At 44.3% G+C, this 14,175-nt stretch carries 12 protein-coding genes and 4 pseudogenes; 3 read left to right on the top strand and 13 right to left on the bottom strand.

Annotated features, from left to right (window positions below):
• Positions 1-90: 90 nt before the first annotated feature.
• From CDG79_RS42585 to CDG79_RS21655, 5 genes are all read right to left on the bottom strand, one after another.
• Entirely contained in the window at positions 91-267 is a 177-nt protein-coding gene (locus tag CDG79_RS42585; protein ID WP_189525077.1) for a hypothetical protein, read from the bottom strand.
• 58 nt (positions 268-325) lie between these two features.
• Positions 326-2,749, bottom strand: a complete 2,424-nt coding sequence (locus CDG79_RS21670; protein WP_094343965.1) for a phosphoketolase family protein — start codon at positions 2,747-2,749, stop codon at positions 326-328.
• A 13-nt stretch (positions 2,750-2,762) separates the two neighbouring features.
• On the bottom strand, positions 2,763-3,287 hold the full coding sequence (locus CDG79_RS21665; protein WP_094343964.1) for a universal stress protein: 525 nt from the start codon (positions 3,285-3,287) through the stop codon (positions 2,763-2,765).
• A gap of 135 nt (positions 3,288-3,422) precedes the next feature.
• Positions 3,423-3,935: a DUF1269 domain-containing protein gene (locus CDG79_RS21660; RefSeq protein WP_094343963.1), complete on the bottom strand. Its 513-nt coding sequence runs from the start codon at positions 3,933-3,935 to the stop codon at positions 3,423-3,425.
• 11 nt (positions 3,936-3,946) lie between these two features.
• Positions 3,947-4,510, bottom strand: a complete 564-nt coding sequence (locus tag CDG79_RS21655; RefSeq protein WP_094343962.1) for a DUF3611 family protein — start codon at positions 4,508-4,510, stop codon at positions 3,947-3,949.
• A gap of 537 nt (positions 4,511-5,047) precedes the next feature.
• Here CDG79_RS21655 and CDG79_RS45545 point away from each other — a divergent pair.
• Positions 5,048-5,161 (top strand): annotated as a pseudogene (locus tag CDG79_RS45545) (IS982 family transposase); the annotation flags it as partial.
• Positions 5,162-5,562: 401 nt separating this feature from the next.
• Here the strand turns inward: CDG79_RS45545 and ltrA are convergent.
• The 6 genes and pseudogenes from ltrA to CDG79_RS21625 all read right to left on the bottom strand — a co-directional run bounded on the left by ltrA (position 5,563) and on the right by CDG79_RS21625 (position 10,719).
• On the bottom strand, positions 5,563-7,392 hold the full coding sequence (gene ltrA / locus CDG79_RS21650) for a group II intron reverse transcriptase/maturase (protein ID WP_094343961.1): 1,830 nt from the start codon (positions 7,390-7,392) through the stop codon (positions 5,563-5,565).
• A gap of 573 nt (positions 7,393-7,965) precedes the next feature.
• Positions 7,966-8,127: pseudogene (locus CDG79_RS21645) on the bottom strand (DnaB-like helicase C-terminal domain-containing protein); the annotation flags it as partial.
• 27 nt (positions 8,128-8,154) lie between these two features.
• Positions 8,155-8,841, bottom strand: coding sequence for a transposase (locus tag CDG79_RS21640; protein WP_223278250.1), 687 nt, complete (start codon positions 8,839-8,841; stop codon positions 8,155-8,157).
• A 19-nt stretch (positions 8,842-8,860) separates the two neighbouring features.
• Entirely contained in the window at positions 8,861-9,358 is a 498-nt protein-coding gene (locus CDG79_RS21635) for a helix-turn-helix domain-containing protein (protein WP_094343960.1), read from the bottom strand.
• 57 nt (positions 9,359-9,415) lie between these two features.
• Positions 9,416-10,489: pseudogene (locus CDG79_RS21630) on the bottom strand (replicative DNA helicase); the annotation flags it as partial.
• Positions 10,486-10,719, bottom strand: coding sequence for a hypothetical protein (locus CDG79_RS21625; RefSeq protein ID WP_189525076.1), 234 nt, complete (start codon positions 10,717-10,719; stop codon positions 10,486-10,488). The pseudogene CDG79_RS21630 and the gene CDG79_RS21625, both read right to left, overlap by 4 nt.
• A gap of 57 nt (positions 10,720-10,776) precedes the next feature.
• On the opposite strand from CDG79_RS21625, the gene CDG79_RS21620 reads away from it, so the two are divergent.
• Positions 10,777-11,151, top strand: a complete 375-nt coding sequence (locus tag CDG79_RS21620; RefSeq protein WP_094343959.1) for a transcriptional regulator — start codon at positions 10,777-10,779, stop codon at positions 11,149-11,151.
• Between the two features lie 353 nt (positions 11,152-11,504).
• Here CDG79_RS21620 and CDG79_RS21615 read toward each other — a convergent pair whose 3' ends face one another.
• The gene (locus CDG79_RS21615) at positions 11,505-11,963 is read right to left on the bottom strand and encodes a hypothetical protein (RefSeq protein ID WP_094343958.1); all 459 of its coding nucleotides are present in this window, start codon (positions 11,961-11,963) and stop codon (positions 11,505-11,507) included.
• Positions 11,956-12,720, bottom strand: coding sequence for a ParA family protein (locus CDG79_RS21610; RefSeq protein WP_094343983.1), 765 nt, complete (start codon positions 12,718-12,720; stop codon positions 11,956-11,958). Before CDG79_RS21610 ends, CDG79_RS21615 begins: the two co-directional genes overlap by 8 nt.
• A 586-nt stretch (positions 12,721-13,306) precedes the next feature.
• Here CDG79_RS21610 and CDG79_RS21605 point away from each other — a divergent pair.
• Positions 13,307-14,069, top strand: a pseudogene (locus tag CDG79_RS21605) (ParM/StbA family protein).
• Positions 14,070-14,175 lie beyond the last annotated feature (106 nt).

Genomic DNA, 14,175 nt, shown 5'->3' with positions numbered 1-14,175 from the left:
TTTCCCCCCCAAGCCAACAAGCGGTTTCTCTATCGGTGTTGCAGCTAGTGGCGCGCAGGGCGCTCGTCGCTGGAAATGATGCCTTTTTACTCACCGCTCCACCTCGGCGAATGTTCCATCCGAATACAGCTCATAGCGCTTGCCATCCAAAACTGCGATCAACGGAAAATCACTCTCCTGTGGCTTCTCCAAAGACTGCCAGCGCCGCTCTTCCCAATCCAGTATGAACGGAGTGTTCCGACCTTTAACTTCAATCTGGGTGGTCATGTTCGATCTCCTTGAAAAATTCCAAAAATGTAGAAACAGCACACGAAAGCACGTGCCTTCATTTGGGGTTGCCCCACTTCCAATTGCGGATTTCCGGCAAGTCTTCGCCGTGCTTGTCGATGTAATGCTTATGTTCGATCAACTTGTCCTGCATCATCTGCTTGAGATAAGCTCCCTTACTACCCAAATGCAGCAGACGATCCACCACGTCTTGCACCAGATGAAAGCGATCCAGGTCATTTTGCACCCTCATGTCAAAAGCCGTTGTGATTGTGCCCTCTTCCTTGTAGCCCCGGACGTGGAGATTGCGATTGGTACGGCGGTAAGTTAGCCGATGCACCAACCAGGGGTATCCATGAAAGCCAAAGATGATGTGCTTGTCTTTGGTAAAGAGCGAATCGTAATCCGTTTCGCTCAGTCCGTGCGGGTGTTCGCTCTCGGATTGCAACTTCATCAGATCGACAACATTAATTACCCGAATTTTCAGATCCGGCAGATGTTCGCGCAGGATAGAAACGGCAGCCAAAATTTCTAGCGTCGGCGTATCTCCACAGCAAGCCATCACCACATCCGGCTCAGTATCCTGGTCGTTGCTAGCCCATTGCCAGATGCCAATGCCTTCAGTGCAATGCACGATCGCCGCGTCCATACTCAGCCATTGCGGAAGCGCGTGTTTGCCAGCAACCACCACATTCACGTAGTGTCGGCTGCGTAGGCAGTGATCGAAGACGGACAGCAGACAGTTCGCATCGGGTGGCAGGTACACACGCACGATATCGGCTTTCTTGTTGATTACGTGGTCGAGAAAACCGGGGTCTTGGTGCGTGAAGCCGTTATGATCCTGCTGCCAGACGTGGGAGGCGAGCAGATAGTTCAGCGATGCAATCTTCCGTCGCCAGGGCAGTTCCGATGTTACCTTCAGCCACTTGGCGTGCTGGCTGAACATCGAATCAACGATACGAATGAACGCCTCATAGCTGTTGAATAGCCCGTGCCGCCCAGTTAGCAGATAGCCTTCCAACCAACCCTGGCACTGGTGTTCACTGAGCATCGAGTCCAGTACTTGTCCGGCTGGCGCGAGGAATTCATCATTTTTTTCTTCCCGTGCTTCCCACTGACGATTAGTGACTTCAAACACCGCGCCCAAAAGATTCGAGAGTGTCTCATCGGGACCGAAGATGCGGAAATTCCGCTGATCCTGATTCAGCTTGACTACATCACGCAGGAATTTGCCCAGCACGAGGGTATCTTGACCGTCAACGGCACCAGGTGAAGGTACATACACCGCGTGGTCGCGGAAGTCTGGCATTTGCAGGTCGTGTAGCAGTATACCGCCGTTGGCGTGGGGGTTCGCACCCATGCGGCGATCGCCCTTCGGTGCCAGTTCAGCCAATTCCGGCAGGAGTCGGCCATCCTCATCGAACAGTTCTTCTGCTTTATAGCTTTTCATCCAGCTTTCCAACAGCTGGACATGGCCGGGATGCTCGGAGTTCACCAGTAGCGGCACCTGGTGCGATCGCGATGTGCCTTCGATTTGTAGACCATCGACGACTTTTGGCCCCGTCCAGCCCTTGGGTGACTTGAGAACGATCACCGGCCAGCGCGGGCGAGTAGTATCGTTCTTGTCCCGTGCATTGCTTTGGATTTGCCGAATGTCTGCGATCGCCTTGTCCAGGGTGCTGGCCATAAGTTCGTGCATCTTTTCCGGCTCGTCGCCTTCCACAAAGTAAGGTGTCCAGCCGCAACCTCTAAGAAATTGCTCCAACTCCTCATGCTCGATGCGAGCTAAGACCGTTGGGTTGTTGATTTTGTAGCCATTCAGGTGCAGGATTGGCAGCACGGCACCGTCGGTAATTGGATTGAGTAACTTGTTGGACTGCCAAGCGGTCGCTAAGGGGCCCGTCTCCGCCTCTCCGTCGCCGATGACGCAAGCGACAATCAGTGAGGGATTGTCAAAGGCAGCACCGAAGGCATGACTGAGGGAGTACCCCAACTCACCTCCTTCGTGAATCGACCCCGGCGTTGTCGGCGCAACGTGGCTGGAAATCCCACCAGGAAATGAGAATTGCGTGAACAGCTTTTTCAACCCAGCTTCGTCCTGAGTGACGTTGGGATAGACTTCGCTCCAGGTGCCTTCGAGGTAAACGTTACCCACAATTGCTGGGCCACCGTGACCGGGGCCAGCGATGTAGAGCATATCTAGGTCATATTTCTTGATCACCCGATTCAAGTGTACATAGATGAAGTTCTGTCCCGGTGTCGTACCCCAGTGTCCAACCACCAGTGGTTTGACGTGGGAGAGTTTCAGAGGCTCCTTCAGCAATGGGTTGTCGTAGAGATAAATTTGCCCAACCGACAGATAGTTGGCGGCACGCCAGTAGGCATCTATCTTGTGGAGTAATTCTGGGGAAAGGGTCTTTGTTTTTATGGTTAATGTCCCAATTTCTAAGCCTATTCCGCCAGTCTTATCAATTACTTTCATGCTTCTTCCCTCTTTATTTATCTTTATCAGGATTTGTATCTTTTATGACTAAAACAGAACAATTCGCATAATCAACCACATGATTGCTGACACTACCTACGAAAAACTCTGCGATCGCTTCTAGCGGGGCGTAGCCCATCGCTGAGTGGTCATGCCGACCCAGTACGATCAGGTCAGCATTCCACTCTTGAGCAATACTGGAAATCGTTGCCCCTGGCTCACCAAAATGGTGTTGATATTCAGTTGAAATATTTCGGGCAGTTGCCTGATGACAGTATTCTTCTAACCAAACTTTCGCCTGCTCAATCTCTAGCTGAAGTGTTTCCTCACGAAATGGTTGAGAAAACCCAGTGTTGATCGGATAGAGTCCAAACATCCCACCTGACTCGAATCCTGGATCGATCGCAGTAAAATCTACGAGGCAATGAAGGATCATCAAATTAGCTTGCTCTTGCTGCGCTAAATTGAGTGCCCGATCAAACACAATGGATGTTAAAGGAGAATGATTAATGGCAACCAGAATGCGTTTAAAGTTCATTGTTTCGAGCCTTCAGGTTCATCTCACTTAAAGTAATCTGCAACTATTGCAACCAAGTATGTGGCGATCGCATCCATCGGGTGGTTACGCCATCGCCAGAAGGCGGGACGGAGCATCGTCGCAAAAAAAGTGAGGCTATGCTGCGTGAACTTCCTGCTCAGTTTGAACCTTTGCTAAAGCCGCTTTGAGATTTGCTTCCTCGACATTCGAGAGCGAAGTTCGTAACACTTTGCCGTCAAAGGGTTTTAATTCTTCTAGAACTTTATCTGGAGTGACTTTGCGGGCAAGAATAAAGATAGCAGAGGTTCCAGGCTCCAGAGTCTTGCCCAATTCTCGGATAAAGTCGTCATCGATTCCAATATCAGTTAATGCACCTGAAAGCGCCCCACTGACGATGCCAACGGTGACACCCAGCAACGGATGGAGAAACAGCAACCCAATCAGCAATCCCCAAAAACTTCCACCTGCGGCTCCTGCTGTCAGTAGATCCAGGGTTTGCTTAACTTTGAGCTTACCCTTGTGGTTTTTGACTACGACGACGGCATCTTCCAAGTCAACTAAATGCTCTTTCTGCATTTTTGCCAGCTTGAGCAACACTTCGTCTGCTTTAAATTCATCATTAAACCCAATCACAATTAAGTCACTCATAGTATTCTCTTCTAATGGTGTTCTACGCGACTTGCAAGCCAAAATGGAATTCCAATTCCCACAAATTGAGCCACAATCATACTGATATTTGCTTGTACGACAAAAATATCAATTGGCTCAATCAGTTGTCCTGTCCGATAGACAGCGGCTCCTGGTGGAACTGATAGTGTTTTGAGAAGCAAGCCTCCAACAATTGTTTCGATACTGACTAACGTCAGTAACATTGCTGCCAAGTTGACTACAACTCCTAATTGTAAAACTTGAATTATTTCCTTGCGGCTAGGATGTAAAGCTGGTTCTGGGGCTGACAATTGTTGCCCAAGATGAACGTAACGAAAGAACCAGTAAATGCTTAAGCCTAAAGCGGCAATTCCACCAATCACGGACAGTAACCCGATCCCTGATTTGAGATTGAGGTTGAGAGTCGGATCTAGAATCGCGAACCCTAAAATGAGAAGAGAAACAATGGTTAAAACAAACTGTATCCAAAACCCACTCCACCCCAATGATCGCAGTAAACTAGCAGCTTGCTGCCTCTCTGAAGGATGAGATTTTGATTCTAGGTAGCTAGACATAAGGCATTACTCTCTAAATCTTTGCTTTGACAATACCGAAGCATGAATCCCCAGTTAGATGAAATCCGGCGCATTTAAAATGTGATTCTTTTACAGATAGGCATAAACGATTTGAGCAATTCCCGCAAAGATAAATATCCAGCCAAAGATTAAGGTTAAAGCAACGGTGGCAAAGAAGGCAAAGGCGATACCTGTGGCGGGCTGTTCGGTGTCGCAATCATGCCCAACACGATTATGAGAATAACGATCGCGGTTGTCAATCCAGAGCTAACAACTTGCTCATCAGTTTCTCTTGATTAACTTTCGACCTCCGCAAGATTCCTGATTAGTTTCGAGATTTCTCACTAAAGCATAAAGCATCAAATACTTCTTGTATCTTGCTAGGTAAATCAATTCAATTTCATCTACCACTTTTGAATGTTTTATTAGATTTTGTATAACTTATACATTAACTAAAACATTTATTAAAACACGATCTTTGAGGGCAAAACGTCATACTTTTCCTTGTCAAAATAAGGGTACATCAATGGATACACAAAAAAGTCACGATTTAACCGGAGATTACACAGTTTCTCAATGTTAATTAACGACTTGTTTCATCAAGTGGGAACGATCCTGAAAGAGATTAGTGATTCCACTGAATATCTTTTATAGCAGTTTCCGAGGGGAGCAATGCGATTTTGTGAGGTTTGGGAAAAAATGTGCGATGCCTTCTCTGCGAGACGCTACGCGAACGGCGGGCGCAGCCATCGCTAAATCCCATTCTCAATAATTAAAATATATTTATACTATTTAAGCAGTATTTATACTGACATAGAGAGAGGATCTGAGTAACAACGAGTTTTCAGTTTCTTTTTCTGACAATGAAAAAAGGTAGAATTCTCAAGTAGCAATAGTTTTGAGATCAGGATTATCTACCTTAATGGAAAAAAATATATATGCAACTTTAGATTTAAGCAAATCATTATCAGATTTTTATACTGTTACGTGCCTGTTTCACCGTGTCGTGCCTTAGCCATGATGAGCTCTAATATTCCTTGATCTGTATTAAACTAAGCGAAACTCTCACGAGTCCCGCTCGTCTTCAGAACCGTGCGTGAGACTTTCGCCTCACACGGCTCCTCAATGACTTGGCTCAAGTTATGAGTACCTCTACTACCATCATTGGTAGTTTTAATATCATGGCAGTGACGATGCAATGCTTGGAGGTTGCCGTATTTATCCTTCCCGCCTTTGGACTTAGGTATAATATGGTCAACTTCGATTAAATCGTCTTCCCTAAAGTACAATCCGCAGTGAGCGCACTTACCTTTTTGTTCTTTCAGAAGTTTTGCGACTCTTGTAGGAACTAGGGGGTGTTCTCCTCTTCTAGAACTCCAGTATTTCAGGTTTCCATCGAATGGCGATGCTATCCCTTTAACTTTGATATGACTAGCAATTTTTTTGTTAGCATGAACCGTTAAGGTTTCACTTACTTTGCCATCTCTGGTTACTGAGAATACCCAATTGTCACCGCCTACTGTATGCCAGTATTTATTGGCAACCCACGTACCTTTCTTCCCTGGGTGGCGGCGTTTCGCCCATCTTGAAAGCTTTTGATATACTAGATGGTCAAGCGTAGAGAATATTTTTGAGCTTACAACTGTCGAATAGTAGTTAACCCATCCCCTAATGATGGGGTTGAGTTTTACTATTAGTGCAGCTTGGGGGGCTGATTTGTGAGCGTCGATAACCTCTGCGATTGCGTCGTAGTGTTTCTTAATCGCTTTCTTGCTGGGTTTGATGAGTGTCTTAAATCCTAGTAATTTACCGTTAGTTGATTTACCTGAGTGGTTGTCATCTATCTCATACTGCCTGACGTTGAATCCGAGGAAATCGAATCCGGCGTTTTTATAATCTTCTTCTGGTTTATCCCAGAATTGGAGTGCAGGATTGAGTAGGGTGTTCCCTATTTTGGTCTTACTAGGACTTAATTCTAATCCCGTTTTTGCTAACCATTTTGTGACTAAATCCCTCATCTCTATGATTTGAGATTTTTCATTGGCAAGAATTACAAAATCATCGGCATATCTTATTAAGGATATGGAATTTTGATTGTCTCTCTTTCCACCTTTCAGGCTACGTGCATAATCTATTACTAGTTGTTCCATCCCATGAAGGGCGATATTCGCTAGTAAGGGAGATATTACACCGCCTTGAGGTGTGCCTTCATTAGTCTCAAAGAATTGACCACCATCCATTACACCCGATTTCAACCATGCTTTGATAAGTCTCCGCATTGTTGGAAATGTATTGATTTTTTTGAGCAATTCTTCGTGGTTAATTTTATTAAAGCACTTAGATATATCAGCATCTAAAACCCATTTGGATTTAAATCTGATGCTGTTAAATATTGCTTGGATTGCATCATGGGCGTTTCTACCTGGTCGGAAACCGTAGCTATTTGGCTCAAACTTTGCTTCCCATTCTGGTTCAAGAGCCAGTTTGGTAAGGGCTTGAGTTGCTCTGTCGTGCATTGTCGGAATACCTAATGGGCGCTTGTCTCCGTTAGATTTGGGAATCCAAACTCTACGGGTAGCACTAACATGAAAGTTAATGTTCAAGCTCAGTACCAAAGTAAGACGAGCCTTGGGAGTAAGCGACTTGATGCCGTCAACTCCTGCGGTTTTCTTACCCTGATTATCCTGGGTTACTTTGCGGACAGATAAGGCTTTTCCTGACCAAGACCTCATCAAGGTTTTTTGGAGTCTGCGTACTGCTTTAGCATCACCACGTAGAGAGGCTTGGAATATTCTTTTCTGAAGCTTATAAACAGCACGCTCTAACTTGCGCCAGTTAATGCTGTTCCATTCCACCATCTGATTGCTCAGTGTTTTAGACATATATACTTCCTAATGTGACCATTCCTACCAAATCATCGTGAGTACGTCTGCATATCTTGACCATTACAGCCAAGCATTCGCTTCTTACTCAATCTTGCCCGTCAATGCATCCGGTTAGCACCTGCTCAGGTATTCGACCACCTGAGAGCGTTTGACGGGTTACTTCGTTCCGAATAACAATTCTGATACCTTTAGAGCGACACTATTCACCGGGTTTATTGGGGGTGCTTACTGGTCAGAACACTACCTGCCAGTCCCATATCCTTTGCCTTTTGGCGCAGCGTTTCAGCCTGATTGCGCTACTTCAACCTAACGATGATTCAAACGTGTCTTTCTTTCGTACTCATGGATATCTTGCTTGGCGAATTACCAGGTTTAGGCTCCCAGTAACAGCGCCGTTCATTCCCGCTTTACCGATTGATGGCTAGTCTCTACAGTAGGGAAAGGGCTTTCACCTCAGCACTTGAGGGGTAGGTTTTTCACCTACATTGTTATTCAGTTATCTAGGCTTGAGCCTAGCAGCTAATCCCCCATAACCCTTATGGGCACTGGTTTATAGCTAACGAATCGCACAGTATCTGAGTTGTAGTACTCATCCCGGTAAGCGAGAATAATATTGTCTGCCACCATTTCTAAAATTCCCGATTGGCTAAGGTCGCTCATCATTGGGCGCTTATTCTGTCTGCCCTCAACTCCCCTAGAGATTTGCGACAGTGCTAGCACAGGTACATCTAGTACAGTGCGGCGTAAGTTTAGATAGGGTTATGCCGCCAAAAGCTTCCCTTTAAAAGTCCATTGAAAAGGACGAGCTAACTTTTGGTTAAAGTAGTCAATAAAATTCAATATCTGCTGTTTGAGATCGGCTTGGGAAGAAAAACTGCCTCTAGACAAGAGTTTGCGTGTGAGAATACTAAACCAAATTTCAACCTGATTGAGCCAAGAGCAGTGTTTTGGGGTGAAATGAAAAACCACCTTGTGCTGAGGATTGGCTAAAAACTGGGCGCGGGTACTCATCGATTGGAGGATGCCAGACTGTCCTTTAACGCCCAAGGTGTCAAAGGCGATGCCTTCAATGTCAGCAATCCATTTTACCAAGGATTCCGATTGATGGATATTCAGACAGTCCATAATCAAATGCCACTTGCTGGCATTGGGGTCAGAGGTAATTAAGCGTTGGCAATGGGACAAGAAATCGGCTTCAGTCCGAGTCTGGTCAATGGTAGGAACCACAACTTGACCTGTAGTAACATCAAAATTGGCAATTAAGGTTTGGGTCCCATGCCGAATATATTCAAATTCTCGACATTCGACTTTGCCTGGTCGCATCGGTAAACTGGGAAGTACGCGTTCGGTGGCTTGAATGCCGGTCATTTCATCAATGCTAATGGTGCGTTCTCCTTGAATAGCTCGTATTGGGGCACTCAAATAGTGTTGGCTAATATCTTCCACCTTGACTTCAAAATCCGGGTCATACGGGGGGAAAAAGCCAGTAGCGAGACTGGTGCGGTTTGAGTTCTGCTTCAGCTAACCATCGTCCGACCTGGCGGGGGGATATTTGCTCCACAATACCAAGCTTTATCAACTCATCCGCCAGTTCATGAGAACTCCAATGACTGATGGGACGACCGTATTCCATCGGGTCACGGCACGCCATCGCCATGCATTCAACTTGCTGTTCCAGGGTAAATTTTAACGGCGAACCAGGACGCTGGCGATCGCGCAATCGCTCCATCACTGTCTTGGATTGCTCGGTGGTCTCAACCCAGTAGTGTCGCCAGTGCCGCGCCATCTTGATACTTATATCAAGCGTTCGAGCAATTTCGGCATTGTTTTGCCCCAACGCGGCTTTTAGCACAATCCGGGCACGTTGTGCGATTTGCTGCGGCGTACTGGGTCGATTCACTAACTTTTCCAGGGCTTGCTGGTCAGTATCACTCAGGGTGATTGTCAGCGGTTGGCAGCGCATGAGTAGTCAAATTAATCTCGTCATTTATACCCTAACTGAATTTACGCCGCAGTGTACTAGTTCCCCTGCCATTTTGTAAAGTCCCCTGGCTACATCTCCCAGTTCATAGCTGCGGTTCCCTCCAGAGTCCTCTGCCATCATTTGCAGGTAATCAACTACAACTAGCCCCAGTTTTCCCTCTTTAGCCTTAATTTGACGGCATTCTGATGCAATTTGTGAAACGGTGATACCCCTTGAATCATTCATATAAAGCGGCAGTTCGGAAGCAACACCGACGATTTTGGCAATGCTTGTAAATTCCCAGTCTGCTAGGGGTTTATTACCTGAGCGATGTCTGCGGATGCGATCGCTTTTTAGTGGCGTTAACTCTAAATGCTTGTAAGCGTTGGTAATACTAATTAAACTCCACAGCCTGTACTCCAATTGTTTCTTTGTCATCTCCAAGGAGAAGATGACCGCAGGTAGATTGTGGAGTAGTATCATTTGGAGGGCAAGAAAACTGCCAATGAAAGACTTCCCCATTGATGGCCTACCCGCAACTATGGTGAGTGTGCCGCTTTCAAATCCCACCATCAAATTATCGAGTTCATGAAGTCCTGTAGGGTAAATGGGGTTTCCTGAATTTAAATCCTCGTAAGCAGCAACGTTAATCGTGCTGTTGTGTTCAGTGTTTGAAGATAGGGTTTGATTAGATAATTGGAAAACTTTCTGTTCTGATTGGTCAAGGATTTGTGATAACTCAGTTTCTGTCTCGTAACCCAGATGTACAATTTCATTTCCAGCCTTGATTAACTGTCTACGCACGAATTTGTCCATTACCAACTCGGCTAAGGTGTCGATGTTGACAGCTGACACTGTGCGGTCTACCAGAGTTGCTAATTTATTTCTCCCGCCGATACGGACTAGTAAATCGTGGTCAGCCAACCAACTGGTGACTGCAAGCAAGTCTGTGGGTTTACCTTGACTGTGGAGCCGGGAAGCTGCTTGATAGATATCTTTATGGGCGCTAATGTAAAAGGCTTCGGGAACTAGGCGATCGCTCACCCTATCGATTGCTTCTGGATCAAGCATGATACCGCCTAAAATCGCCTCTTCCGCTTCGATGTTTTGGGGTGGCAATTTATCAATCACGTCGCACCTCCAGTATTCTCAGCGAGATTTTGGCTTTGCGACTCGAACCAAGCTCTTTGAGCCTGTCGTTGCCGTTCCTCGATTTCTCGGCGGAATTCGTCTCGAGCATTTTTTGTTTCAGTTTTTTTGGCTTGTACCTGTTTTGAAGCCAGATATTTTTCGTAATAAACCTCCCAGCGATTCCTTCCGGCTTTGTTCTTGTGAGCTAACCAAGCCTCAATGTCATTCACTGGCTGGCTAAGATTTTTGGTTTTTTCCTCACAAAATTAAGTATAATTAGCAAAGCAATGCAAAGTTTTGTATCAGAAAAAACTCAAAGTTATCAGCAGTTATTCGATGAGATGATGAATCGCTTCAATTTGGAAGCGAAGAAAACTGCTGAACAGGCTAAAGTGTCGGAAGTAATGTTATCCCGCTTTCGTCGCGGGAAGGCGGATCTAGGAGCATCAAAACTAATATCGCTACTTTTGGCTATTCCGGTAGAAGCTAGGGTATGGTATTTATCTGAGTTATTTGGTCAGAGGCCAGGAATTAGCCTGCGATCGCTGATTGCTGAAGCACCTCCAGAAGAACAAGCTGAAGTTTTACGACTAATTGCTGATATTTTTGTGAATAACAGCCGTGAGGCTACAGATCCAGTGCAGTTCCTTAAAGCTTTATAGCTCACCGTTCGCAATAGGATTATAGGATTTAACTAAGAGGAATTATCCACCAAGTTGCAAATATCCCAGATATTGGGGCAGATATAGCGTAACTGACACCAGGGGCAAGATAGTACAATTTTACCTAAAACAAAGGTTTGTAGTATGCTAATGACAGGACTGAAACCCTTATTCTTTCGTTATAGTCTTGTCTAACAAGAAGCAAACAAGGCTTGGTTGATTTATCTAAAAGCGATACTCAAAAGCTTATACAGTAATACTTTTAGCCTATCTTGCCCCTAGTGTCAGCTACGCTATATTTACCCCATATTAGTGCAATTACCTTAACCTCTCACGGATAGATTAGGGTTAACTTAATCGTTAACGTTAATTTTCTTAGCCAATGTCTGAAATTTGCGTTGTTCACCAGCTTGTTTACGCTGTTGATAACGTTTTCTAGCTTGGTTTAATACCTCTTGCAATAATTCCTCATTTTCTGAGCAGACGATAAATGCACCTTCTAGGAAAGTATCTCTAGTAATTTTATTTACATTGCAAAACGTATCTAGCTTGGTATCAATGTCCTGTTCTAACCTGATTGTTCGCCTGATGATCTGGGGTAACTCTAACTGCTCTTCTTGATTAGAAGTGCTTACCTTATCGTTTATTACTTCCTCACTATCTAAATCTGGTTTTGGTTTATCAGATAAATGACTAAATTCAGTAATTTGGTCATTTAGTAAGTTATCATGCTGTACTTTTACAAGTGTTGTATCCCGTGCTGGAACACTTGGACGTGTCTTTTTCTTAAGGCGCTCAAAAACATCAGACATTCTTTTGTAACCTCTCGATAATTTGTTGGAAGGGAGTTTCGAGTTGTTCAAAGCCTAGAGAGGACAAACTTACACCTTTATCTATGGCCTTTTTAAATTGTTCAGATTCTAAAATTGAAGGTAAAACGACTATTTCTTCGGCAATTGTTCGCATTGCACTGATACTCGCCTTACTTTGTGCGACTTGGTTATTACCTACCCATTTATCTCTGAATGGCAAGATGCCAAGTACTATCCCTGAAAAAGCATCAATTTCTTGAAGCTCCTCAACTAAACTCAGAGTTCGGATGAGAGAATTTACACCTTTGGATGATGCTTCTACAGGAATGATGATATGGTCAGCTGCCCCCAACGATGTAAGGCAGATTTGCGATCGCTGAGGTGGCGCATCGACAATGCAATATTGGAATAAATCTGATATCTCTTTTAAGCGTTTGCTCAGAACAATAGCTCCCATACCGCTCCCAGACAAAAATTCTTGAGCATTATCTAATCCATCATCAGCAGGAATTAACCATAGGTTTTCTCCGATTTCATAAATACCGTCTTCAGTATTGATCTGTTTTTTGAGAACTTCTAGAAGCGTAGGTTGATTCTGCTGAACTTCGTGTCCCAGGTAAAAAGTTAGGTTCGCTTGGGGATCGGCATCAATCATCAGTACACGCTGTCCTGTTTGAGCAAGCATTCTACCCAACAAGATTGCAACAGTTGTTTTTCCCTGGCCACCGGACAAGGATGCACAAGTAAGAATTAACATTTTACTGACTACCAGCAGCATTGTGTAAATTAGTCAATATCATAATGCATAATGTTGTTTTTAAGTTGTTTAGTCATTATGTAATTTAGTCATTTACAAATGACTAAATTGTAATTAACGCTATTTAGTCATTACTTTAGCTCTCAAAAAGTCCTACTCTTCGAGAAAATAGTTGTAAAAATAGATTTTTGTCCCGTTTAGTTGTTGCTGATTTTAGTCAAGACTGAATTTAGTCATTCAAAAATAACTAAATTTTATAATAATGCAATCTAGTAAACCAGTTTTGTTTTTTGAATAAAATAAAACTTCAAAAATGCTGACGGGGGGCTATATAGGGGCTATATGTACCCCAAAAATGATTCAGGGCTTCGATGAGTATTTGACCCCTATGTAGGGTATGTATGGGTGTTTTCTGGGGTATACTTGACTGTTGGACACTTTATACCCCACTTAGCCCCCAAGGGGGTATGATAAGCTCTTGATGCTGGAGAAAAAAGAGGTAGTCATTTTATTCTTCTCTCCTCTGCTCCCCCATATCTCCTCAACTGATAATTTTTACAAATTGAACCGTATTAAATTTCCCCCAATGTCGAACATTCACACCTTACAAAAAATTTTTCCTGCTGGCTTTGATAACGGTTATGGAAGCCTTAAACTTTTAGTCGATGGCTTTGAAGTAATTCGTGTCCCCAGCTATATTTCCACAGCCGAGATGGAAGATGTACCCGGACGAGTACTTTTTAACGGTACTGCCTACACAGTCGGAGAATCAGCCTTCCGCACAGGTTATCATTTTGACCGCAACACAGATAACAATGAAAATAAAGTCAACAACGCATTATTGACTTTATTTGGTGCGTTGGCACATCTTCCATACCGTAAGGCTTGGCATTTAAAATTAGTTGTCAGCTTACATGATGTTGGTCTAGCTGAAGAATTGCAAAAAGTACTAAATGGAGAATATCAGCCGATACTTGCTGGTAAACAATCAGAGGTGAAAGTAGAAGTGCTGAAAGTAGTACTAGAAGGGATGGGTGCATTATTTGGGCATCAACTACCGAAAAAATTAACCTGATATCGATATCAAAGATATATACAGTGCTTCTTTAAAAGATTGGTATGAAAAATACTTGAAGAAAGTGGTGAATCTCACATTGGATGCAAAGCATCAGGGGGATGAAATCTGGGCGATTGGTGGAGGTTGCCTCTTACCTGGATTTAAGAAGCTATTAGAGAAGAACGGTTTCAAAATTCTGGATAATCCGGTGGAAGCTAATGTCTCTGGGCTTTTAGAGATGGCAAAAACTATCACCAGCAAGAATCCAACTACTACTACATCTCTTAAGTAAAGTTATAACAATGGCAGACAAACTTGACTTAACCCCAGAAAAAGTTCGGATCAAAGATAGCTACCGAGAGCGGATATTTGCCGAATCACAGCAACTAGGCAAGAGT

Source organism: Nostoc sp. 'Peltigera membranacea cyanobiont' 232, assembly GCF_002245985.1.
In the GTDB taxonomy this organism is placed as follows: Bacteria; Cyanobacteriota; Cyanobacteriia; order Cyanobacteriales; family Nostocaceae; genus Nostoc.
This window is presented reverse-complemented; position numbering and strand designations above follow the sequence as displayed.